12 protein-coding genes are annotated in these 22,623 nt (G+C 69.9%); 9 read left to right on the top strand and 3 right to left on the bottom strand.

Annotated elements, in window-relative coordinates:
- The first annotated feature begins 64 nt into the window (after positions 1 to 64).
- Positions 65 to 3,091 carry a S8 family peptidase gene (locus tag RAC81_RS06190; protein WP_375081534.1) on the top strand — a complete coding sequence of 1,009 codons (3,027 nt, stop codon included), beginning with the start codon at positions 65 to 67 and terminating at the stop codon, positions 3,089 to 3,091.
- A 115-nt stretch (positions 3,092 to 3,206) separates the two neighbouring features.
- On the opposite strand, the gene RAC81_RS06185 is transcribed toward RAC81_RS06190, so the two are convergent.
- Entirely contained in the window at positions 3,207 to 4,124 is a 918-nt protein-coding gene (locus RAC81_RS06185) for a pirin family protein (RefSeq protein WP_375081533.1), read from the bottom strand.
- On the bottom strand, positions 4,124 to 4,453 hold the full coding sequence (locus RAC81_RS06180) for a GNAT family N-acetyltransferase (RefSeq protein ID WP_375081532.1): 330 nt from the start codon (positions 4,451 to 4,453) through the stop codon (positions 4,124 to 4,126). The genes RAC81_RS06185 and RAC81_RS06180 overlap by 1 nt, the downstream gene beginning before the upstream one ends.
- Positions 4,454 to 4,645: 192 nt before the next feature.
- Here RAC81_RS06180 and recQ point away from each other — a divergent pair, with 192 nt between their 5' ends.
- Positions 4,646 to 6,676: a DNA helicase RecQ gene (gene recQ, locus RAC81_RS06175; protein WP_375081531.1), complete on the top strand. Its 2,031-nt coding sequence runs from the start codon at positions 4,646 to 4,648 to the stop codon at positions 6,674 to 6,676.
- Positions 6,677 to 6,697: 21 nt separating this feature from the next.
- On the opposite strand, the gene RAC81_RS06170 is transcribed toward recQ, so the two are convergent.
- Positions 6,698 to 7,981, bottom strand: a complete 1,284-nt coding sequence (locus tag RAC81_RS06170) for a TetR/AcrR family transcriptional regulator (protein ID WP_375081530.1) — start codon at positions 7,979 to 7,981, stop codon at positions 6,698 to 6,700.
- A gap of 136 nt (positions 7,982 to 8,117) precedes the next feature.
- Here RAC81_RS06170 and RAC81_RS06165 point away from each other — a divergent pair, with 136 nt between their 5' ends.
- The 7 genes from RAC81_RS06165 (at position 8,118) to RAC81_RS06135 (ending at position 22,248) form a co-directional block, all read left to right on the top strand.
- Positions 8,118 to 9,416, top strand: a complete 1,299-nt coding sequence (locus tag RAC81_RS06165) for an MFS transporter (protein WP_375081529.1) — start codon at positions 8,118 to 8,120, stop codon at positions 9,414 to 9,416.
- A gap of 1 nt (position 9,417) precedes the next feature.
- A complete protein-coding gene (locus RAC81_RS06160) occupies positions 9,418 to 11,181 on the top strand; it encodes a glycoside hydrolase family 3 protein (RefSeq protein ID WP_375081528.1) in 1,764 nt (587 codons plus the stop codon).
- A gap of 327 nt (positions 11,182 to 11,508) precedes the next feature.
- Positions 11,509 to 16,716 carry a choice-of-anchor G family protein gene (locus RAC81_RS06155; protein WP_375081527.1) on the top strand — a complete coding sequence of 1,736 codons (5,208 nt, stop codon included), beginning with the start codon at positions 11,509 to 11,511 and terminating at the stop codon, positions 16,714 to 16,716.
- A 68-nt stretch (positions 16,717 to 16,784) separates the two neighbouring features.
- Positions 16,785 to 17,600 carry a DUF5819 family protein gene (locus RAC81_RS06150; protein WP_375081526.1) on the top strand — a complete coding sequence of 272 codons (816 nt, stop codon included), beginning with the start codon at positions 16,785 to 16,787 and terminating at the stop codon, positions 17,598 to 17,600.
- Positions 17,597 to 18,811 (top strand): HTTM domain-containing protein, encoded by a 1,215-nt coding sequence (locus RAC81_RS06145; RefSeq protein ID WP_375081525.1) that lies wholly within the window; start codon positions 17,597 to 17,599, stop codon positions 18,809 to 18,811. Before RAC81_RS06150 ends, RAC81_RS06145 begins: the two co-directional genes overlap by 4 nt.
- A gap of 171 nt (positions 18,812 to 18,982) precedes the next feature.
- Positions 18,983 to 21,049: an acyl-CoA dehydrogenase gene (locus RAC81_RS06140; RefSeq protein WP_375081524.1), complete on the top strand. Its 2,067-nt coding sequence runs from the start codon at positions 18,983 to 18,985 to the stop codon at positions 21,047 to 21,049.
- A gap of 152 nt (positions 21,050 to 21,201) precedes the next feature.
- On the top strand, positions 21,202 to 22,248 hold the full coding sequence (locus tag RAC81_RS06135; RefSeq protein ID WP_375081523.1) for an NAD(P)-dependent alcohol dehydrogenase: 1,047 nt from the start codon (positions 21,202 to 21,204) through the stop codon (positions 22,246 to 22,248).
- The last annotated feature ends 375 nt before the right edge of the window (positions 22,249 to 22,623 follow it).

Here is a 22,623-nt window from a genome sequence, read left to right as displayed (position 1 = left end):
GGCGCGGCAACGAGGTCACGCCGGGATCATCGGAGAGACACACATGGGTCGAACACCCCTCCGGATGGCGGCGGCCACAAGCCTGGCCGCGCTGTTCGTCGCGTCGACGGCAACCGCAGGATACGCAGGCGTCGAGGAGGTGAACGCACCCACCCCGATCGAGGGGACGCCCGGTCAGTACATCGTCGTGATGAAGGCCGATCCGCTCGCCAGCTACGAAGGCGGAGTCGACGGCATCCAGGCCACGAAGCCCGCGGAAGGCGAGCAGCTCGAGCCGGAATCGCAGGAGTCCCTCCGCTACGTCGAGCACCTCGAGACCGAACAGCAGACGCTCGCCCAGGAGGTCGGGGTCACCCCCGACACGACCTACCAGGTCGTGCTCAACGGCTTCAGCGCGCAGCTCTCGGGCGAGCAGGTCGACAAGCTCCGCGCGTCGAAGGACGTGTACGGCGTGTATCCGGACTTCATCCGCCACCCCGACGCGCAGTCCTCCACCAGCTTCCTCGGACTCGGCGACGACAAGAAGGGCAAGGGCGGCGTCTGGCAGCAGACCGGCGGCGTCGACAAGGCCGGCGAAGGCGTCGTGGTCGGCGTGATCGACACGGGCATCGCGCCCGAGCATCCGTCGTTCGAGGGCAAGAAGCTCAAGCAGCAGAAGAAGGACAAGAACCGCCACAAGGGCAGTCAGCCCTACACCGACGGCACCACCGTCTACTTCGACAAGTCCGACGGCGGGCGCTTCCAGGCCACGATGGTCGAAGGTCAGGGGTGGGACAAGAGCGACTACAACAGCAAGCTGATCGGCGCTCAGTACTTCTCCTCGGGCGCTGCCGCCGCCGGATTCGACTTCCAGTACGACTACCTCTCGCCGCGCGACGGCGACGGACACGGCTCGCACACCGCGAGCACCGCGGCCGGCAACTTCAAGGTGAAGGCGACCGTCGAGGGCGTCGACCTCGGCACCATCTCGGGTGTCGCACCCGGGGCGAAGGTCTCCGCCTACAAGGCCTGCTACGTCGGCCCCGACCCCGCGGTCACGACCGACGACATCTGCGCCGGCAGCGACCTCATCGCCGCGATCGACCAGGCCGTCGCCGACGGCGTCGACGTCATCAACTACTCGATCGGCGGCGGCGCGGCATCCACCGTCCTCGCCCCCGAAGACATCGCGTTCTTCAACGCGGCCGCGGCCGGCGTCTTCGTCGCGACGAGCGCGGGCAACGACGGACCAGACCCGGTGACCGCCGACCACGCCTCGCCCTGGTACACGACCGTCGCGGCATCCACCATCCCGACCTGGGAGGGCACGGTGCAGTTCGACGGCTTCGCGCAGGCGGGAGCCTCGGTCAGCGTGCCGTTCGGCCAGACCGTGACCGGCCCGTCGGTGTACGCGGGCGACATCCCGGCATCCGGTGCGTCCGGTGCGGATGCCGCGCTCTGCCTTCCCGGCACGCTCGACGCCGCGAAGGCCGCCGGACACATCGTCGTCTGCGATCGAGGGAACAACGCGCGCGCCGAGAAGTCGCAGGTCGTGAAGGACGCCGGGGGCATCGGCATGGTCCTCGTCAACGTCCCGGGCGGATCCGACTCGCTCGACAACGACTTCCACGCCGTGCCGACCGTGCACCTCGCCTCCGCGTACCGCGCGGCGGTGCTCGCCTACGTGCAGGGCGGCGCCGATCGTCCGATCTCGCTCGTGGGTGAGAACACGACGGGCGTCACCACCCCGGTGCCGCAGATCGCCGGATTCTCGAGCCGCGGGCCGATGCTGGCCGACGGCAGCGACATCATGAAGCCCGACATCGCCGCCCCCGGTGTGGCGATCCTCGCCGCGACGAACAACGACCCCGACGAGGCGCCGACCTTCGGCATCCTCTCCGGAACCTCGATGGCGTCTCCGCACATCGCCGGCCTCGCAGCTCTGTACCTCGGCGAGCGGCCGAACGCCAAGCCCGCCGAGATCAAGTCCGCGATGATGACCACGGCGTACGACACGGTGAACGCCGACGGATCGCCGAACCGCGACCCGTTCCAGCAGGGCGCCGGACAGGTCGACCCGAAGCGGTACTTCAACCCGGGTCTGCTGTACCTGAACGACGTCGCCGACTGGACGGCGTACCTCGAGGGCAAGGGCCTCGCCGACTTCCCGGGCGACCCGATCGACGGCAGCGACCTGAACGTCGCGTCGATCTCGATCGGATCGCTCGCGAGCGCGCAGACCGTCACCCGCACGGTGACCTCCACCGAGAAGGGCACGTTCACGGCATCCGCCGACGTGCCCGGTGTGAACGTCACGGTGTCTCCCTCCACGCTGACGTTCGACCGAGCGGGCCAGACCGCGAGCTACACGGTCACGTTCGACAACGCGAGCGCGCCGGTCGAGCAGTGGGCGACCGGGTCGTTGACCTGGACGAGCAAGAAGAACACGGTGCGGTCGCCGATCGCGGTGTTCCCGGTCACGGCGGATGCTCCGGCCGAGGTGTCGGGCACGGGCGTCGACGGATCGACCACGGTGGAGATCACTCCGGGTGTCGACGGCGACCTCGCTCTCCGTCTGTCGGGTCTCACGCCGTTCACGCTGCTGGAAGACCCCGACGGGCGGGTCACCGGTCACTCCGGCGACGAGTCATCGGGAGACGAGAACAAGGACGTGTCGTGGATCGTCGACGTGCCCGAGGGGACGACGCTCGCCCGGTTCGACCTCGACTCGTCGGATGACGCCGGAAGCGACCTCGACCTCACCGTGTACCGGGTGGCGAGCCCCGACGACCTGCGGTACTACGAGCGGTGGCAGTCGGCCACCGGATCGGCCGACGAGCAGGTGACCGTCGAGGCCCCGACCGCGGGCACCTACCTGGTCGTGGCGAACGTGTACGCGACCTCGGCGCCGATGACGTGGGATATGACCTACGCCGCCGTGCAGCCCGAGGGCGAGGGCGCGTTCACCGCGAACCCGAACCCCGTTCCCGCCGTCCGCGGCGAGAAGACGAGCTACGACCTCAGCTGGAGCGGCCTCGAGACCGGCACCCGCTATCTCGGGCTCGTGCAGTACGGCGACTCGGCTGTGCGGACCATCGTGACAGTCGAGTAGCGCGCGTCCCTCCGCGGCATCCGGTTCTCGGAGACTCGCACGTTTCTCGGACGATTCCTCACGGGTCGTCCGAGAAACGTGCAGTCGTCCGAGATTCAAGACTCCGAAGCGGGCGTCAGATCTTGCGACCGCGGGGCATGAGTCTCACGTCGGGCAGCGGCGGCGCGGGGATGCGCACGTCGTGGCCCTCGACGGTTCCGAAGCGGTCGGATGCGGCTTCCCAGTCGTCTCTCGCTTCGACGATCTCCTCGTGCGTGCGAGCGGCGAAGTTCCACCACATGACGATCTCGCTCTCGAACGGCTCCCCGCCGAGGAGGAACAGGAGCGCGCCGTTCGCGCTCGACACCTCGACGGCATCCCGTTCGTCGCCGAGGTAGAGCATGTCGTTCAGCTCCATCGGATGCTGGGAGACGACGGCATCCCCCTCGACGAGCATGACGCCGTGCTCCCAGTCGGCGTGCAGGGGCAACCGCACGGTGCTCCCGGCGGCGACGACGACTTCGGCACCGACGATGGGCGTGTGCACGGAGGCCGGAGAGGTGATGCCGGCGAACTCGCCCAGCACGACCGTGGCCGCGGCATCCGCTCCGTCGAGTGCGGGCAGCCGCACGCCGGGGAGCTCCGTGTGCTGCTCGAACCCACCTGCGCCGTGTCGGGCGGTCTCCGGCAGCACGACCCAGAACTGCAGGGCGTCGAGCGGCACCGGATCGTCGCCGACCGAGTACTCCGAGTGCGAGATGCCGTTGCCCGCGGTCATGAGATTGAGCTGGCCGCGACGCAGGTCGACGTCGCTGCCGAGGGCGTCGCGGTGGCGGATCTCGCCGACCAGCGGCCAGGTGACGGTCTGCAGACCGATGTGCGGATGCGGTTCGACGCGCATGCGCGTATCGGCCGGGCCGAACCGGTCGAGGAAGCACCACGCGCCGATGGTCGGCAGGTTGCGGTGCGGCAGCAGGCGCAGCACGTTCATGCCGCGCACCCCGCCGAGCGGAACGTCGCGCGGTTCCAGGACGATGCGGCGCTCGCCGATCATCAGGCCTCCGCGCCGTCGGTGCCCGCGACGGGGGACGGTCGCTGCGGCCAGCGGATCTCGGCGCCCTCGATCTCGTGCGTCGTCAGGTACTTCGCGATGTACGGGCACAGCGGCACGATGGCGTCTCCGGTCGCCGCGGCATCCGTCAGTGCGTCCTTCGCGAGGATGCTCGCGAGACCCTGCCCCTGGAAAGCCGGGTCGATCTCGGTGTGGATGAAGCGGATCACACCGGGGCGCAGCTGGAACTCGGCGAACCCGGCCAGCGTGTCGCCGGAATGGATCTCGTAGCGCGAGGCGTCGTCGTTGCGGGTCACGGTGAAGTCGGTCATCGGAGGCTCCTTCGGGCGTCTGCGTCCAACCTACGCCCGCGCGGCGGCGCCGGGGTCGGCGAGACGCGTCGAGTGGGCACCTGCTGCGGGAATTCGCGCGGAAATGCGACAAAAGGTGCCACCTGAAGCAAGGGAAGGGGATGCTGGGGAGGCGCAGCCCCCGTTGTCGGCGGGGGTCGTTACGCTGGAGGGATGCCGCAGACTCCCCGTGACCCGTACGAGGATCTGCCGTTCGCAGACGAGCCGCCTCGCGACGACTGGGAGGGTGGCTGGGAGCCGAGCGAGCCGCCGGAGCCCCTCGACTGGGAGCCGCAGGGCGCCGGCTTCGAACCGCCTCTCGACTGGGGTCCAGGGCCGGCGACGCCGGTGGCGACGGCACCCGCCCCGCCGGTCCGTCGTGCGACGCCGAGCCGTTTCGCGACCGCGCGCGAGGCGCTGCACACGGTCTTCGGGTACGAGGAGTTCCGCGGCGACCAGGCGGCGATCGTCGACCAGGTCATCGGCGGCGGCGATGCCGTCGTGCTCATGCCGACCGGCGGCGGCAAGAGCATCACGTATCAGGTGCCCGCGCTCGTGCGCGAGGGGACGGGACTCGTGATCAGTCCCCTCATCGCGCTCATGCACGACCAGGTCGACGCGCTCCGCGCGAACGGCGTGAAGGCCGCCTACCTCAACTCGACGCAGTCGATCGACGAGCGCCGCGAGGTCGAGAGGGCCTACGTGTCGGGCGAGCTCGACCTCATCTACGTGGCGCCGGAGCGCCTGTCGAGCCCTGCGACGACGGCGCTGCTGCAGCGCGGCACGCTCAGCGTCATCGCGATCGACGAGGCGCACTGCGTGTCGCAGTGGGGCCACGACTTCCGCCCCGACTACCTCGCCCTCGGTGACCTCGGCGAGCGGTTCCCCGGCGTCCCGCGCATGGCGCTCACAGCCACCGCGACCCGGGCGACCCATAAGGAGCTGACCGAGCGGCTGCACCTCGACGACGCGAAGCACTTCGTCGCGAGCTTCGACCGGCCCAACATCCAGTACCGCATCGTGCCGAAGGTCGACCCTCGCAAGCAGCTCGTCTCCTTCATCCGCGAGCAGCCCGAGGGAGCGGTCGGCATCGTCTATGCGCTCAGCCGCAAGTCCGTCGAGCAGACCGCGACGTACCTCTCGGCGCAGGGCTTCGACGCCCTGCCGTACCACGCGGGGCTGCCGTCAGAGGTCCGCGCGGCGAACCAGTCGCGCTTCCTCCGAGAGGACGGCGTCGTCATGGTCGCGACGATCGCGTTCGGCATGGGCATCGACAAGCCCGACGTGCGCTTCGTCGCGCACATCGACCTGCCGAAGTCGGTCGAGGGGTACTACCAGGAGACCGGTCGAGCAGGGCGCGACGGTCTGCCCTCGATCGCGTGGATGGCCTACGGCCTGGGCGATGTCGTGCAGCAGCGACGCCTGATCGATCAGAGCCCCGGCGACCGCACGTTCAAGATGCGCATGGGGCAGCACCTCGACGCCATGCTCGCGCTGTGCGAGACGGTGCAGTGCCGGAGGCAGAACCTGCTCGGGTACTTCGGGCAGGACTCGCAGCCGTGCGGCAACTGCGACACCTGCCTCGAGAAGGCCGACACGTTCGACGGGCTGATCCCGGCGCAGAAGCTGCTCTCGACGATCGTGCGGCTCAAGCGCGAGCGCAATCAGGCGTTCGGTGCGGGGCACCTCATCGACATCCTGCGCGGAGCGTCGACCGAGCGCATCCGCCAGCAGGGCCACGAGAGGATCGCGACCTACGGCATCGGCTCCGACCTCAGCGAGCAGGACTGGCGCAGCGTGATCCGCCAGCTCCTCGCCCGCGGCATCCTCGCTGCTCAGGGCGAGTACGGCACCCTCGCCCCCGGCGTCGAGGCGCCCGGGGTGCTGAAGGGCGAGACGCCCGTGCCGCTCCGCAAGGACACGATCGGACGGCCGTCGTCGCCGGCGCGCGCCCGCAAGGCGAGCGCCGCGGATGCTCTGGATGCCGGAGACCGCGGCCTCTTCGAGGCGCTCCGCGCCTGGCGGGCCGGCGTCGCCCGTGAGCAGGGCAAGCCCGCGTACGTCGTCTTCGGTGACGCCACGCTGCGGGCGCTCGCCGAGCACCGGCCGACCTCGCTCGCCGACCTCGAGGGCATCACCGGCATCGGCGAGAAGAAGCGGGAGGCCTACGGCGAAGACGTGCTCGCCGTGATCGCGAACGCCTGACCCGCTGTCCGCCCGCCCGCCTCAGTCGGTCGGCGGCATCACGTCGTCGAGGTGGGCCCGCAGGTGGGCCGCGACGTCCACCGCATCCCGGTCGTATAGCCACTGGTACTGCAGGCCGTCCCACAGGGCGACGAGCCAGACGGCCTCGTGGTCCGGATCTCGGTGCGCCGGCAGATCGCCGTCTCCCTGTGCGAGCCGGAAGAGTTCGGCGAAGTAGTCGATCACGCGTGTGAACCGCTGCGTGAAGTATTCGTGAGCGGGGTGCCCCGATGGGACCGCCTCGCACGACAGCACGGCGTACACCTCGATCAGCCCCGGCTCGTCGTGAGCGTTGCCGAAAGCGCCCAGCGGTAGGTCGCGCAGCGCATCGGCAGCGCGGTCGAGGGGAATCGTGGCGGCGCGGTCCTGGATCGAGCGGTCACGCTCGGCGAGCACCGCGCTCAACAGAAGCTCCTTGGACGGGTAGTGGTGCAGAAGCGTCGACTTCGAGACGCCGACGGCCTCGGCGATGTCGCGGAGGCTCGTGTCGCCGTAGCCGTCGCGAGCGAACAGCCGCATGGCGTCGGCGACGATCCTCGCCCGCCGCTTGCGTCCGACGGCGTAGCCGGGGTCGGCGTCTGTCGGTTCGTCGATGAGAGCACCCGTGAGGCCGGGGAAAGGCGCACCGGTCGCGGCGGCCGGTGCGTCGTCGTGGTCGCGCCAGCCGGGCGGCAGCGCCCACAGCGATTCCCGCTCCTCCAGCATGGCGACGACGTCGACACGGTCGGGCAGATACTGCGACATGAGCTGCAGGCCGTCCCACCCGGCCATGTGGCGGATCGTCTCGGCGGTCGGGTCGCGATCGGCATCCATGGTCCCGTGCTGTCGGGCGTCGACGAGCACATCCCGCGTCATCGCGCGGAGCCTCTCGTATCGTCCTTGCATGCGCTCGTGCGCGGGATGCCGGGGAGTGGATGCTTCGCCCGTGAGAGCCGCGAAGAGCTCCAGATAGCCGGGCGTGCGTGCGTTGCGCGCCGCGATCTCCGCAGAGACGAGGGCGCCGGGCTCGGCATTCGCGACGATCGCGTCGAATGCCCTCTCGTTGTCGTCCTCGAACCCGGCCACTACTTCGGCGAGCACAGCGTCTTTCGAGGCGAAGTGGCCGAGGAGTCCGGGATGGCTGACGGATGCCGCGGCCGCGATGTCTCGCAGTGAAGTGGCGCGGTAGCCGTTCGCGACGAACAGCTCGCGGGCGGCGTCGACGATGCGCTGCCTGGTGGCAGCGGCGCGCGCCTGCCGGGCGCCCGTCGAAGTCGCTGTCGTCATCGCGGCCTCCTCACCCACCCATCCTCTCTCATTACCAATCGGTCGATATTCACTTACCAATCGGTCGACTTTCATGTATGGCCATCTCGACGCCGCCTCGAAGACGATCGGCGCACCTTTGCCCGAAAGGAATCCCATGACAGAGTTGTCACCGGCCGCGAATGCGGCGGCCGTCGGAACGACCGGCTTCAAGGCTGTCGGCACGACCCCTCCGAAGACCCCGCGCGGCTACACCCCCGGACTCGCCGCCGTGAACTTCGGCGTCTTCCTCGCGCTGCTGACCCCGGTCATGGTGTCGATGGCCTTCAAGATCCAGCGTCTCGACCCCACGAACACCGAGGGCAGTCTCGGCCTCGTCATGGGCGTCGGCGCTGCGTTCGCGCTGGTCGCGAATCCGCTGGTGGGCCGGCTCTCCGACCGCACCACGTCGCGGTGGGGCATGCGCCGCCCATGGATCCTCGGCGGAGCGATCGTCGGCCTCGGCGGCTTCGCGATCATCGGCGTCGCGACATCGGTGTGGGTCGTGCTGCTGGCCTGGTGCCTGGTGCAGACCGCGATGAACGCCGTGCTCGCCGCCGCCAACGCGACCCTTCCCGACCAGGTTCCCGTGTCGAGCCGTGGCAAGGTCTCGGGTGTCGTCGGCATCACGACCCCCATCGGCATCCTCGCCGGCAGCTTCCTGGTGAACTTCCTTCCCGGCGACTTCGAGCGTTTCGTCGTGCCCGGCGTGATCGCGCTCGTGCTCGTGGTGATCTTCGTCCTCACGCTCAAGGACCGTCGTCTCACCCAGAAGCCCGCCGAGCGCTTCACGCTCGCGATGTTCTTCGGCTCGTTCGTGTTCAACCCCCGCAAGCACCCGGACTTCGGCTGGACGTGGCTCACGAAGTTCTTCGTCATGTTCGGCTACGCCGGCATCGCGACCTTCCTGCCGCTCTACCTCGTGACGCGGTTCGGACTCGACGAGCAGGGGGCGGTCAGCACGATCCTCATCGCGAACCTCGCGTCGATGGCGGCCATGGCGATCTCATCGCCGCTGGGCGGCTTCCTCTCCGACCGCATCGGCAAGCGCCGCCCGTTCGTCGCGGTCGCCGGTCTGGTCATGGTCGTCGGCCTCGTCATCCTGGCGGTCGCCCCCTCGATCGAGATCGTGATCCTCGCACAGGCCATCATCGGTCTCGGCGCCGGGTCGTTCCTGTCGGTCGACCTGGCGCTCGCGACGGAGGTGCTGCCGAACCCCGACGACGTCGCGAAGGACCTCGGCGTGCTCAACATCGCCAACGCGCTGCCCCAGTCGATCGCGCCGGCGATCGCCCCCGGCATCATCGCGCTCGGCGCTGCGACGCCGCTCGGCGGCTACCCCACCTGGTACCTCTTCGGCGCGCTCGTCGCGCTCGCCGGTGCCGTGCTCGTCTACCGCATCAAGGGAGTCAAGTGAGATGACGGACGTCACGACCACGACCACCGCAAGGCCCTGGCTCGATCGCAGCCTCTCGACCGATGAGCGCGTGCAACTGCTGCTCGACGAGATGACGGTCGAGGAGAAGGCGGGCCTCTTCTTCCACACCATGATCGCGATCGGCGACCTCGACGAGGCGAACCCGGTGTTCGGGATGCCGAGCGCCCGCGAGCTCGTGGAGGGTAAGCACCTCACGCACTTCAACCTCCTCGGCGCTGCGCCGACGGGCCGCGAGATCGCGGCCTGGCACAACGAGCTGCAGCGGCTCGCGGCATCCACCCGCCTGGGCATCCCGGTGACGCTGTCGACCGACCCGCGCCACTCCTTCAGCGAGAACCCCGGAGCGTCGATCCTCGCCGGGCCCTTCTCGCAGTGGCCGGAGACGCTCGGTCTGGCGGCGACCCGCGACCCCGCACTCGTCGAGCGGTTCGCGGATATCGCCCGCAGGGAATACACCGCCGTCGGGCTGCGCGTCGCCCTGCACCCGCAGGTGGATCTGGCGACCGAACCGCGCTGGGCGCGACAGACGGCGACCTTCGGCGAGGACGCGGAACTGGCGGGCATTCTCGGAGCGGCATATATTCGCGGCTTCCAGGGCTCGTCTTTCGGTCCCGGCTCGGTGTCGACCATGACCAAGCACTTCCCCGGCGGCGGTCCGCAGAAGGACGGCGAGGATCCGCACTTCGCGTACGGCCGCGAGCAGGTGTATCCAGGCGGGCAGTTCGAACTGCACCTGAAGCCGTTCGCGGATGCCGTGGCCGCGGGCACCAGGCAGATGATGCCGTACTACGGGATGCCGGTCGGCACCGAGTACGAGGAGGTCGGCTTCGGCTTCAACAAGTCCGTGATCACCGGCCTGCTGCGGGAGCGCTTCGGATTCGACGGCCTGGTGTGCACCGACTGGGGTCTCATCACCGACGCGGAGATCTTCGGTCAGCCGTTCCCGGCCCGTGCCTGGGGCGTCGAGCACCTGTCTCCGCGGGAGCGGATGCGCAGAGTTCTCGACGCCGGAGCCGACCAGTTCGGCGGCGAGGACTGCGCTGAGCTGCTGCTCGAGCTCGTCGCCGACGGGTCGATCGCGGAGGAGCGGCTCGACGCCTCGGCGCGGCGGATCCTGCGCGAGAAGTTCGAACTCGGACTCTTCGACGATCCGTTCGTCGACGAGGACGCCGCGGACGCCGTGGTCGGCGCCCCGGAGTTCCGCGCCGCCGGCGAGGAGGCCCAGCGCGCCTCGATCACGGTGCTCACGAACGACGGGATCCTGCCGTTCCGTCGCGGTCTGAGGCTCTACGTGGAGGGCGTCGATGTCGCCGTGGCCGCCGCCTACGGCGAGGTGGTCGACTCCCCGGATGCCGCCGATCTCGCTGTCATCCGTCTGCAGGCGCCGTTCGAGCAGCGCGAGACGATGTTCGAGAACTTCTTCCATGCCGGATCGCTCGAGTTCCCGGACGAGGTGATCGATCATGTCGAGCGGATCTCGGCCGTCGTTCCGACGGTCGTCGATGTGCTCGCCGACCGACCGGCGATCCTCGAGCCCGTGACCGTCCGCGCAGCGGCCGTCGCCGTGAACTGGGGTGCGTCCGCAGCCGCGCTGCTCGACGTGCTGAGCGGCGCGTCCCCGTCGAAGGGCCGGCTGCCCTTCGACCTGCCGCGGTCGATGTCGGCGGTCGAAGCCTCCCGCCCCGATGTGCCGTTCGACACTGCCGACCCGCTGTTCCGCTTCGGGCACGGCCTCGTGCTCTAGACGCTCACGCACGACGAACGCCCCGCAGGCCAGCGCCTGCGGGGCGTTCGTCGTGCCGCGGGCCGCGCCACGCAGAACGGTTGTTCTGCGTGTTGCGCACCTTGTTGACTGAACCGTCATTCAATTGAGCGTCTCGGAAATCCGATATATCGCTTGGGCTGCAAAATGTCTCGACATCGGTTAATCCGAGCGGGAAAGCTGGACAAAACCTGGACATAAATCCGCTCACACCGGAATACTGTCTCCCAAACATGCGCTCGGCCGTTGATGTCTTCGGCACCTGGGGAGGGCCCATGACGCGGAGAATCTGCATCACGGGAGAGGCGAATGGACATTTCGGAGGGGAGGACTCTGCGGCGACGCAGGGTCATCGGAGGAGGAATCGCAGGCGGAACAGTCGCTGCGGTCATCCTCGCGAGTGCACTGGCACCGACGGCGGCGAACGCCCTCGACGCAGCGGATCCGACCGATCCGTCGGCTGCGCAGGGGCAGATCATCCAGCTGCCGGCGGACCTGCTCGGTGGGTTGGACATCGCGACGCTCGGACACACTCTGACGAGCAATCCGTCTGCGCCTGGGCCTGAGCTCGGAGGTCTCGACCTCACCGCGCTGGGCGCCCTCAGCATCGATGTGGGTTCGCTCAACGTTCCGCTGCTGACCGACGGCACGACGCCCGGACTCTTGCAACTGGGCGACCTCGGCAGTGCACAGAGCTTCAGCTCCTCGCCGACGCAGACGCAGTCGATCGCCTCATCCGGCACCATCACCTCGGGCGGCGCCATCGACGCGGGAGCCATCGACGGCAGCGTCACCCCCGGGACCCTCGACCTCACGGGTCTTTTCGATCAGCTCGATGTCGCAGGTCTCACCGACGCGGTCCTCGACCAGGCCTCGATCGGTATCGGTGCGCTCGCATCGCGGGCCGAGTCGAACACCGATGCGGCGACGTCCGAGTACCGGATCGCCGACCTGGGCCTCGACCTGCACAGCGACCTCGTCGCCGGGCTGTCGACGACGCTCGGCGGTGCCATCCAGGGCACGCTCACGCCGGTCAGCGATCTCGTCGGCCCAGCGGGCGCGCTGACAGCCCTCGCCACGACCCTCGTCGGCACCGTCAACGCCATTCCCGACGTGCCGTTGGTGGCGAACTTCTCTGCGACCGGCGGCACCGCGTCCATCGCCGGACTCGACACCGTCGGTCAGACGGTCGTCACTGAAGTTCTCGAGGAACCCCTCGAGAACACCACCGGGTCGGTGCTCGTCGATCTGGCCGACGGCACGATCTCCGTGAACCTCGCGCAGCTGCTCGTCGAGACGGGCGCCGGCGCGAACCTCAACACGCTTCCGGCCAACACGCCCGTGCTCTCCGCGACGATGATCTCGGCGATCCAGCAGGGAATCACCTCGGCGCTCACGGGAACACACCCCGAGAGCCTCAACGGCAAGGTCACCTCCACCCTCGCGACGACGTTGAACGAGCTGCAGGCCACGGTGAACGTGGGCGTCACGCTCACCAACCCGCTCACCGGTATCACTCTCACCTCCGGCACCATCACGGTCGCCGGGACGCTCGCGCAGTTCGCGGGCACGGCGACGCCGGCACCGACGACGACCACCGACATCACGCTCGCGGGGCTGGATCTCAGCCTGCTGCTGAACCCGGTGATCGCCGCCGTGACCTCGGCGGTCGCGACGACCACGGGGCCGCTCGTCAACACGGCGCTCACAAGCGTCATCCCGCTCGTGCAGCCGGCTCTCGCCGCGTTGACCACACCGCTCCTCGCGACGCTCGACCCGGTTCTGCAGGGCGTGCTGTCGGAGATCGCGACCATCACGATCAACGAGCAGCCGACCACGGGCGACCTCGGCGCCGACAGCTTCACGGTGCGCGCGCTGGGGGTCGATCTGCTTCCCGGAGTCGGGGGAGGAGTGTCGCTCGACCTCGGCTCGTCGACCGTGAAGTCGGCGGTCGCCGCCGTCGCCGCGATCGACGCGGCCGACACCGTGCAGGCGGGCACCGACCTGACCGTGACGGGTTCCGGGTATCCCGCGAACACCGAGGTCTCCGTGCAGCTCACGGCGCCCGGCGGCGGGAACGTCGGCGGTCCTGAGACCGTGACCACCGATCCGACTGGCGGCTTCACGCTGGCCTACCCGGTCCCGGCATCCGCAGAACCGGCCGCCGGCTACACGGTGACCGCCACCGCTGGCGCCGTCAGCGCCACCGACACGACCGAGGTGACGGCGGCCGCCGCCGTGGATGCCGCACCTGCCGTGCAGGCCGGCACCGATCTGGCTGTCACCGGCACCGGCTGGCCCGCGAGCTCGCAGGTGTCCGTGCAGCTCACCGCCCCCGGCGGTGCGGCGGTCGGCGGGCCCGAGCTCGCGAACACCGATGCGACCGGGTTCTTCACCCTCGCCTATCCCGTTCCGGCCGGTACCCCCGCTGCGACCGGATACACCGTGACGGCGACGGCCGGAGCCCAGAGCGCGACCGACACGACCGAGGTCACCGACGCGCCTGTTCCGACGGTGGATGCTGCGGCGACCGTGCAGGCGGGAACCGACCTCGGCGTCACCGGCGCGACCTGGCCGGCGAACACGCTGGTCACGGTGCAGCTGACCGCACCCGGCGGGGCGAACGTCGGCGGCCCGGAGACCGTGACGACCGACCCGGCCGGCGGCTTCACGCTCGCCTACCCGGTGCCCGCCTCGGCGGTGCCGGGAACCGGGTACACCGTGACGGCGACCGCCGGTGCGGCGACCGCGACCGACAGCACGGAGGTCACGGCCGCAGCGTCCGTCGACGCGGCCGACACCGCTCAGGCAGGTACCGATCTTGCCGTCACCGGCGCCAACTGGCCCGCGAGCACTCAGGTGTCCGTCCAGCTGACCGCCCCGGGCGGTGCCGCAGTCGGCGGACCGGAGCTCGTGACGACCGACCCCAGCGGTGGCTTCACGCTCGCGTACCCCGTCCCCGCGACCGCGACGCCGGGTGCCGGCTACACCGTGACGGCGACGGCTGGAGCGCAGTCCGCCACCGACACGACCGAGATCACGGCAGCGGCAGCGGTCGACGCGGGCGACACCGCGCAGGCCGGAACCGACCTTCCGGTGACGGGTACCGGCTGGCCCGCGAACTCGCAGGTCACGGTTCAGCTCACCGATCCCGACGGCACTCCCGTGGGCGGACCGGTGCTCGTGACGACCGACCCCAGCGGTGGATTCACCGTCGGCTACCCCGTTCCCGCCACGGCCACGCCCGGAACGGGCTACACCGTGACCGCGACGGCCGGAGCGCAGTCCGCGACCGACACGACCGAGATCACGGCGGCGGCGACGGTGGATGCCGACGCGACCGTCGAGGCGGGATCCGACCTCGGGGTGACGGGCGCGAACTGGCCCGCGAACACGGAGATCTCGGTGCAGCTCACTGCTCCGGGCGGAGCCGCGATCGGCGGTCCGGTCACCACGACGACCGGACCGCTCGGCGGCTTCAGCCTGTCGTACCCGGTCCCGGCGGGCACTCCGGCGGGCACGGGTTACACCGTCACCGCGACCGCGGGCACCCAGACCGCGACCGACACGACCGAGGTCACGGCGGCTCCGGTCGTCGTGGATGCGGCTCCCACCGTCCCGGCCGGCACGAACCTCGCGGTGACCGGCAGCGGCTGGCCGGTGAACTCCTCCGTGTCGCTGCAGCTGACCGCGCCGGGCGGCGGGGCGAACGTGGGCGGTCCGGTGACCGCGACGACCGATGCGTTCGGCGCCTTCACCGCAAACTATCCCGTCCCCGCCGGCACCACCCCCGGCACCGGCTACACGCTGACCGCGACGGCCGGCGCGATCACGGCGACCGACACCACCGAGGTCACGGCCGGCGATCCGGGCGACGTGAACACGAACGCCGCGGCATCCGCCTCCGCATCCGCCGACGCGACCGCAGACGGCGACCCGTCGGCGCAGGCGGCGGCCGAAGCGGCTGCCCTCGCCGACGCGACGTCGTCGGCATCCGCCGCAGCGACGGCCGACGCGACCGCAGCAGCCGTGGCGGCGGCGACCACCGACGCCTCCACGACGGCCTCCGCCGATTCGACCACCACCGCGAATGCGGCGGCAGCGGTCGCGGCCCAGGCGGCGGCTCAGGCCGACGCCTCGGACGACGTGAACGCGGCGGCCTCGACAGCGGCCGACGCGAACTCGGCGGCCTCGTCGGAGTCCGCGGCCACGAGCGATTCGTCCACCGACGCCTCGTCGGAGGCATCGACGAACGCGAACGCGGCGGCCTCGGCATCCGCATCCGCGAACGCCGACGCGTCGAGCGCCGCAGTGGCGGAGACGGCGGCCCAGGCCGCGGCCTACGCCGATGCGACGGCCGAGGGATCCGCTGCGGCCGACCCCGCGGCGGAGGCGGCATCGGAGGCGGCGGCGACAGCCACCGCATCGACCGCAGCCACCGCCGACGCGACCTCGTCGGCCAACGCCGGTGCGGCGATCGCGGCGCAGGCGGCGGCCCTCGCGGATGCGACGTCGAACACGGCGGCCGACACCTCGGCCACGTCCGACGCCAGCACGAGCGCGGCGGCCAACGCGAGCGCGGCGGCGATCGCCACCGCGTCGACCGACGCCTCGTCGGATGCCGTTGCCTCGGCGGACGCCTCGGCCGAGATCAACACCAACGCCTCGGCGTCGGCGGCGGCCTCGGCTCAAGCCGACGACGACAGCAACGCGGCGGCGCAGGCGGCAGCGGTCGCGGCGGCTCTGGCGGATGCCACGAGCAGCGCCTCGGCGGCGGCTGACGCGACGGCGGAGGCAGCTGCTCAGGCCGCTGCGACCACCGACGCCTCCACGGACGCCTCGACCACTGCGACCTCGACGGCGAACGCCTCGGCGGCCGCGGCGGCCCAGGCGGCGGCGCAGAACGACGCGACCTCGACGAGTGCAGCGGACGCCTCGGCCTCGGCCGACGCGGACCCCAACGCCTCGGCGGCCGCGGCGGCGAACGCCTCGTCCTCGGCCACCGCGTCGGCGACGGCGGCGGCCGACGCCTCGGCATCCGCCACCGCGCAGGCCTCGGCCTCGGCGACCGCGCAGGCTTCGGCCTCCGCGGATGCGGCAGCCGACCCCGGTGCGAAGCTCGGCATCATCATCCAGGTCCCCGTGCTCGAGCGCGGCGACCGCCAGACCGCCGTCGGCACCGGCTTCGCGCCGGGCGAGACGGTCACGGGAGTGATGACGTCGGCGCCGCTCGCGCTGGGCACGCAGGTCGCGAACGCCCAGGGCACGGTGACCTTCACCTGGACGATCCCGGCCGGTTACGACCTGGGCACCCACACGGTGACCCTCACCGGTGCGAGCTCGGGCAGCGTGGCGGCGACCTTCCAGGTGGTGGCCTCGGGGCTCGCCACCACAGGCGGCCAGGTGCAGGGCGGCTGGATCGCCCTCGCAGCACTGCTGCTGGTGCTGGGTCTCGGAGCCGTCAGGTTCGGCCGACGCCGAGCACAGACCGTCGCGACCGACCGCATGGTCGAGTAGCGACACCCTCGTCGGGGCCGCCGCGCACGGCGGCCCCGACACCCTCGGCGGTCAGGAAGGTGCGCACAATGACCACGACGACACAGACATCATCCGAATCGGACACCGCGGACGAGCGCGTGGACGCGGCGAGACCGCGGCCCTCGTGGTGGGTCAAGCTCATCGCGTTCGGGGCATGCCTCCTGACGCTCTGGCACGTCGGGGCCTCCTTCCTCTGGATCGCCCCGTACTCCGCTCTGCGGGAGATCCCCACGCAGGAGGTGCTCGCGGGGTACATGCTGCCGATGTTCGGCCAGTCGTGGAGCGTCTTCGCGCCGGAGCCGATCAACGGCGACTACCACTTCAACGTCCGCGCCGTGATCGAGAAGGACGGCGAGCAGGTCGAGACAGGGTGGGTCAGCGCGACCGACGTCGAGCTGTCGATGATCCGCTACAACCTCTTCCCGCCACGCGCCGGCATCCAGTCGAGCGAAGTCGCCAGCGGTCAGATGAACGCCTACAACAAGCTGAACGAGCAGCAGCAGGCGGTCGTCGCACTCGACTACACGGAGGACGGGTGGGAGGAGTGGATGGTGCGCTCCTTCGACGAGCTCGAGGGTGACAACCCGTCGACCGCGGCGTACATGGCCGAGGAGCACCTCTCGACCGCGTACGCCACCCAGGTCGCCTACGCGATCTGGGGAGCGGATGCCGTCGTCGAGGTGCAGTACCGGGTGAGCAGGCAGAACGTCGTGCCCTACGCCGAGCGGAACGACCCCGGCGCCCAGCGCCCCGATCCCACGTTCTCGACGACCGGGTGGCGTCTCCCTATAGAAGAGGAAGGGCAGAGTCGCGAGAACTTCGCGAACACCTTCCGGAGCCAGTTCGAGAGGACGCAGAAGTGAGCGCCCCCACGAAGACCCGCGGACGGCGCCCCGCCGCGACGACCATCGCTCCCGCGCCGGTCGAGTCACCGGCACCGCCGAAGCCTGCGCCGGCATCCGCTCCGTCATCCGCTCCTTCGCCCACGCCCGGCCGCAGACAAGGCGACGCGCAGGTGTCGTTCCCGGTGCGGCTGCTGACGTTCGCGTCGTCGATGGTCGCGGGTTTCTGGGCCATGGTCGTGTCGGCGATCGATCGCATCTCGGCGTTCGTCAGCGACTGGCTCTTCTCGAGTAAGAAGGCCCTGTACGGGCTTGCGGTCACGCGGATCCTCTTCGGCGTCACGGCGATCGGACTCCTCGCCTCGAACTTCAGCACCCGCCTCTACACCTTCGGATCGGGGTCGGCGTGGAACGGCGAGCTCGCGCAGCCGGTCAGCGACTTCCCGACCATCTGGGTGTTCAGCGCGTTCCACGCGGTGATGGGCAACGACGCGCTGTACACCGCCCTGTACCTCTTCCTCGGGGTGCTCGCCGTGCTGTTCGTGCTCGGCTGGCGCTTCCGCATCGTGCTGCCCGTCTTCTTCTGCCTGTGGGTCGGGTTCATCGAGGCCAACGACATGGTGGGCGACCAGGGCGACAACATGTTCCGCATCGCCCTGCTGCTGCTGTTCTTCGCCGACCCCGCCGCGCGGTGGTCGCTCGATGCGCGTCGGCGCGCGAAGAGCGGGGAGTGGTTCCCGCCGGGCAGCCAACCGGCGCTGCTGGGCACGGTCTTCCACAACCTCGCGCTGGTGGCGCTCACCGCGCAGGTGTGCTTCGTTTACGCATCCGGTGCGCTGTTCAAAGCCGGCGGCGATCCGTGGAAAGAGGGGTACGCGGTCTACAACCCGCTGCAGACCGCCCGGTTCGGCACCTGGCCGGTGCTGAGCGATCTCGTCACGACCTGGGGTCCGATGGTCGTCGCTGCGAGCTGGGGATCCATCATCCTGCAGGTCGCGTTCCCGCTCATGCTTCTCACCCGTCCCACCCGGTTGATCGGCCTCGTCGGCATCCTGTCGTTCCACATCGGGATCGCGGTGCTGATGGGCCTGCCGTGGTTCTCGCTGACCATGATCGCGATCGACTCGATCTTCATCCGCGACCGCACCTGGTCGCGGATGAGCGCGGGAGTCGCCCGCCGGTGGGACGACGCGAAGTCGGCACCGCCTCCGCGCGCGCCGGCCGAGGCGTGACCGGGGAGCTCGGTCGACTTCGCCTGACTGCGGTCTGACTGTGGGCTGACGACAATCCGCTCCGGCGACGAGGTCGAGACGGGTTGGCGAAACCATACAGGTGACTTCGTGGTGGGTTGTGGCACACCTACCATTGAGGCATCCCCGATCTTCTCCTGAGAGGAACGCGCCATGGTCGACGCTGCCGTCCGTCCGAACACGACCCCCGCCGAGTCGAACGAGTCCTCCGCGAACGCGCGGCTCGACGTCGACGCGGTCACCGAGCTGCTGCTGGGAACCTGGGCCGACACCCGGCGCGAGGCCCGCGAGATGATCAAGGACTCGGCGTTCTGGCGCAAGGACGAGCTCGGCAAGGACGAGCACCGGGAGCGCGTGCTCAGCCAGCTGCACCTGCTGGTCGACAACAAGGCGGTGCACCGCGCCTTCCCGAAGCGCCTCGGCGGCGAGGAGAACAACGGGGCCAACATCGCCGGGTTCGAGGAGCTCGTCACCGCCGACCCGAGCCTGCAGATCAAGTCGGGCGTGCAGTGGGGCCTCTTCGGCTCCGCCGTGCTGCAGCTCGGCACCGCCGAGCACCACGACAAGTGGCTGCCCGGCATCATGAGCCTCGAGATCCCCGGCGCGTTCGCGATGACCGAGATCGGGCACGGGTCCGACGTCGCCGCAGTGGGGACGACCGCGACCTACGACCCCGAGACCGAGGAGTTCGTCATCAACACCCCGTTCCGCGGGGCGACGAAGGAGTACCTCGGCAACGCGGCCCTGCACGGCATCGCCGCGACCGTCTTCGCGCAGCTCATCACCAACGGCGTGAACCACGGCGTGCACTGCTTCTACGTGCCGCTGCGCGGCGAGGACGGCGTCGACCTGCCGGGTATCGGCCGCGAGGATGACGGCCTCAAGGGCGGACTCAACGGCATCGACAACGGACGCCTGTCGTTCGATCACGTCCGGATCCCGCGCACCAACCTGCTCAACCGCTACGGCGACGTCGCCCCCGACGGCACCTACTCGAGCGCGATCGACAGCCCGGGACGCCGCTTCTTCACGATGCTCGGCACTCTGGTGCAGGGGCGCGTGTCGCTCGACGGAGCGGCGTCGTGGGCGTCGGCCCTCGGACTGAAGATCGCGATCACATACGCGACGCAGCGGCGCCAGTTCGACGGCATCGACGGCCAGGAGGTCGTGCTGCTCGACTACGGCAAGCACCAGCGCCGCCTGCTGCCCCGCCTTGCGACGACGTACGCGCAGATCTTCGCGCACGACGAGTTCCTGCAGAAGTTCGACGGCGTGTTCTCCGGCCGCACCGACACTCCGGCCGACCGGGAAGACCTCGAGACTCTCGCCGCCGCGCTCAAGCCGCTGTCGACCTGGCACGCGCTCGACACCCTGCAGGAGGCTCGCGAGGCGTGCGGCGGCGCCGGCTTCATGTTCGAGAACCGTCTCGTCGGACTCCGCGCCGACCTCGACATCTACGTCACCTTCGAGGGTGACAACAACGTGCTGCTGCAGCTCGTCGGCAAGCGCCTGCTCACCGATTACGCGAAGCAGTTCACGGGGAAGGATGCCGCGGCCCTCGCCAAGTTCGCCGTCGGCCAGACCGCGGGCAAGCTGTTCCACGGTGCCGGACTGCGTCAGTTCGGACAGTCGGTCGCGGACTTCGGTCAGGTGGCTCGGTCGGTCGAGAACGGGCTGCGCGAGGAGCAGCAGCACCTGCTGCTCGCCGAGCGCGTGCAGCAGATGGTCGCCGACATCGCGGCTCGTCTGCGCCCCGGTGCCAAGGACAAAGCGCTCGGGTCGAAGTTGTTCAACGAGAACCAGGCCGAGCTCATCGAAGCGGCGCGCGCCCACGGCGAGCTGCTGCAGTGGGAGGCCTTCACCGACGCCGTGCACCGGGTCGAGGACGCCGACACCAAGAAGGTGCTGACCTGGCTGCGTGACCTGTTCGGGCTGCAGCTCATCGAGAAGCACCTCGCCTGGCACCTCATCAACGGCCGCCTGTCGATGCAGCGTGCTGCGGCGGTGTCGAGCTACATCGATCGGCTGTGCGCTCGACTGCGTCCGCACGCGCTCGACCTCGTCGACGCGTTCGGGTACGAGCCCGAGCACGTGCGCGCACCCATCGCCTCGGGTGCGGAGAAGGAGCGCCAGGACGAGGCCCGCGCGTACTACGCCGCGCTCGCGGCATCCGGGGACGCGCCCATTCAGGAGAAGGCGCTCAAGCAGAAGAAGCGCTGACGCGGACGCGGGTCGAGCGCGCTATCGTTCCCCTGGTCGTGGAGCGAGCTCTCCTTTCCCCGGGTCGTGGAGCGAGCGAAGCGAGACGAAACGGGGCGAGCACCGCGGGCGCGCACGGTTCTCGCCTAAGCGCCGCGGGTAGTGTCGACAGCATGACCCGCGTCCACGCCTACGCCGCCCCCAGCGAAGCCGCTCCGCTCGAGAAGACCGTCATCGAGCGCCGTGAGCTCGGACCGCACGACGTGCTGATCGACATCGCGTTCGCCGGCATCTGTCACTCCGACATCCACACGGTGCGCGGCGACTGGGGCCCGCAGAGGTATCCGCTCGCGCCGGGGCACGAGATCGCCGGGACCGTCGCGGCCGTCGGATCGGACGTCACACGTCACTCCGTCGGCGACCGGGTCGGCGTCGGATGCATGGTGAACTCGTGCGGCGAGTGCCGCAACTGTCAGCGAGGCGACGAGCAGTTCTGCACGAACGGCACGATCCTGACCTACGGCAGCATCGACAGGGACGGGACCGTCACCCAGGGGGGATACTCCGAGCAGGTCGTCGTGACGGAGTCGTTCGTCGTTCGCATCCCCGAGGGGATCGAGCTGGATGCCGCTGCCCCGCTGCTCTGCGCCGGCATCACGACCTACTCCCCGCTGCGGCACTGGAACGTCGGACCCGGCAGCCGGGTCGCCGTCGTCGGACTCGGCGGGCTCGGCCACATGGCCGTGCAGATCGCGCACGCGCTCGGCGCCGAGGTCACCGTGCTGTCGCAGACGCTCACGAAGAAGGACGACGGGCTGCGCCTCGGCGCCGACCACTACTACGCGACGAGCGACCGCGAGACGTTCCGCAACCTGCGTTCGTCGTTCGACGTGATCCTCAACACCGTGAGCGCGGTCGTGGACCTGCGGTCGTACCTCAGCCTGCTCGACGTGGGCGGATCGATGGTGTGCGTTGGTGCTCCGGCGGAGCCCCTGCCGGTGCAGGTGATGTCGCTGATCGGCGGCCGCAGGTCGCTTGCAGGGTCGAACATCGGCGGCATCCAGGAGACGCAGGAGATGCTCGACTTCTGCGCCGAGCACGGCATTGCGGCCGAGGTCGAGGTCATCCCGGCGTCGCAGATCAACGAGGCGTACGAGCGCGTGCTCGCATCGGACGTGCGCTACCGCTTCGTCATCGACGGATCGACCTTCGCGGACTGAGCGAGGGGACCCCTCTCGGTCGTTGAGCGAGGGGACCGAGACGAAACGCGTTCACTCTCGGTCGTTGAGCGAGAGGAGCGAGTCGAAACGTGTCTCCTCTGGTCGTTGAGCCGAGCGCAGCGAGTCGAAACGCGCACTCTCTGGTCGTTGAGCGAGAGTAGCGAGACGAAACGTGGTGAGCTTCCGGTCGGGTGGTTTCTCGCGGGTCGTTGAGCGAGCGGAGCGAGACGAAACGTGGTGAGGTTTCTGGTTCGCCGGGGCCTTCTCCCTCGCCGCTCGCACCGTGTTCCGGTGTTCTGGAATACCCTTCTGACCTGGCCCGTTTCTGGTGGTTTCAGCCGTGTGAATGTCGGAGGTTCCGGGTTGGATGAGGGT

It is taken from the genome of Microbacterium sp. CR_7 (genome assembly GCF_041954755.1).
Lineage (GTDB): Bacteria > Actinomycetota > Actinomycetes > Actinomycetales > Microbacteriaceae > Microbacterium.
This window is presented reverse-complemented; position numbering and strand designations above follow the sequence as displayed.

Coding starts and splice junctions, on each gene's coding strand:
- RAC81_RS06170 (WP_375081530.1), bottom strand. CDS start 7,981: ATGACGACAGCGACTTCGACGGGCGCCCGGCAGGCGCGCGCCGCTGCC.
- RAC81_RS06180 (WP_375081532.1), bottom strand. CDS start 4,453: ATGACCGACTTCACCGTGACCCGCAACGACGACGCCTCGCGCTACGAG.
- RAC81_RS06155 (WP_375081527.1), top strand. CDS start 11,509: ATGGACATTTCGGAGGGGAGGACTCTGCGGCGACGCAGGGTCATCGGA.
- RAC81_RS06135 (WP_375081523.1), top strand. CDS start 21,202: ATGACCCGCGTCCACGCCTACGCCGCCCCCAGCGAAGCCGCTCCGCTC.
- RAC81_RS06160 (WP_375081528.1), top strand. CDS start 9,418: ATGACGGACGTCACGACCACGACCACCGCAAGGCCCTGGCTCGATCGC.
- recQ (WP_375081531.1), top strand. CDS start 4,646: ATGCCGCAGACTCCCCGTGACCCGTACGAGGATCTGCCGTTCGCAGAC.
- RAC81_RS06190 (WP_375081534.1), top strand. CDS start 65: ATGGCGGCGGCCACAAGCCTGGCCGCGCTGTTCGTCGCGTCGACGGCA.
- RAC81_RS06165 (WP_375081529.1), top strand. CDS start 8,118: ATGACAGAGTTGTCACCGGCCGCGAATGCGGCGGCCGTCGGAACGACC.
- RAC81_RS06140 (WP_375081524.1), top strand. CDS start 18,983: ATGGTCGACGCTGCCGTCCGTCCGAACACGACCCCCGCCGAGTCGAAC.
- RAC81_RS06150 (WP_375081526.1), top strand. CDS start 16,785: ATGACCACGACGACACAGACATCATCCGAATCGGACACCGCGGACGAG.
- RAC81_RS06185 (WP_375081533.1), bottom strand. CDS start 4,124: ATGATCGGCGAGCGCCGCATCGTCCTGGAACCGCGCGACGTTCCGCTC.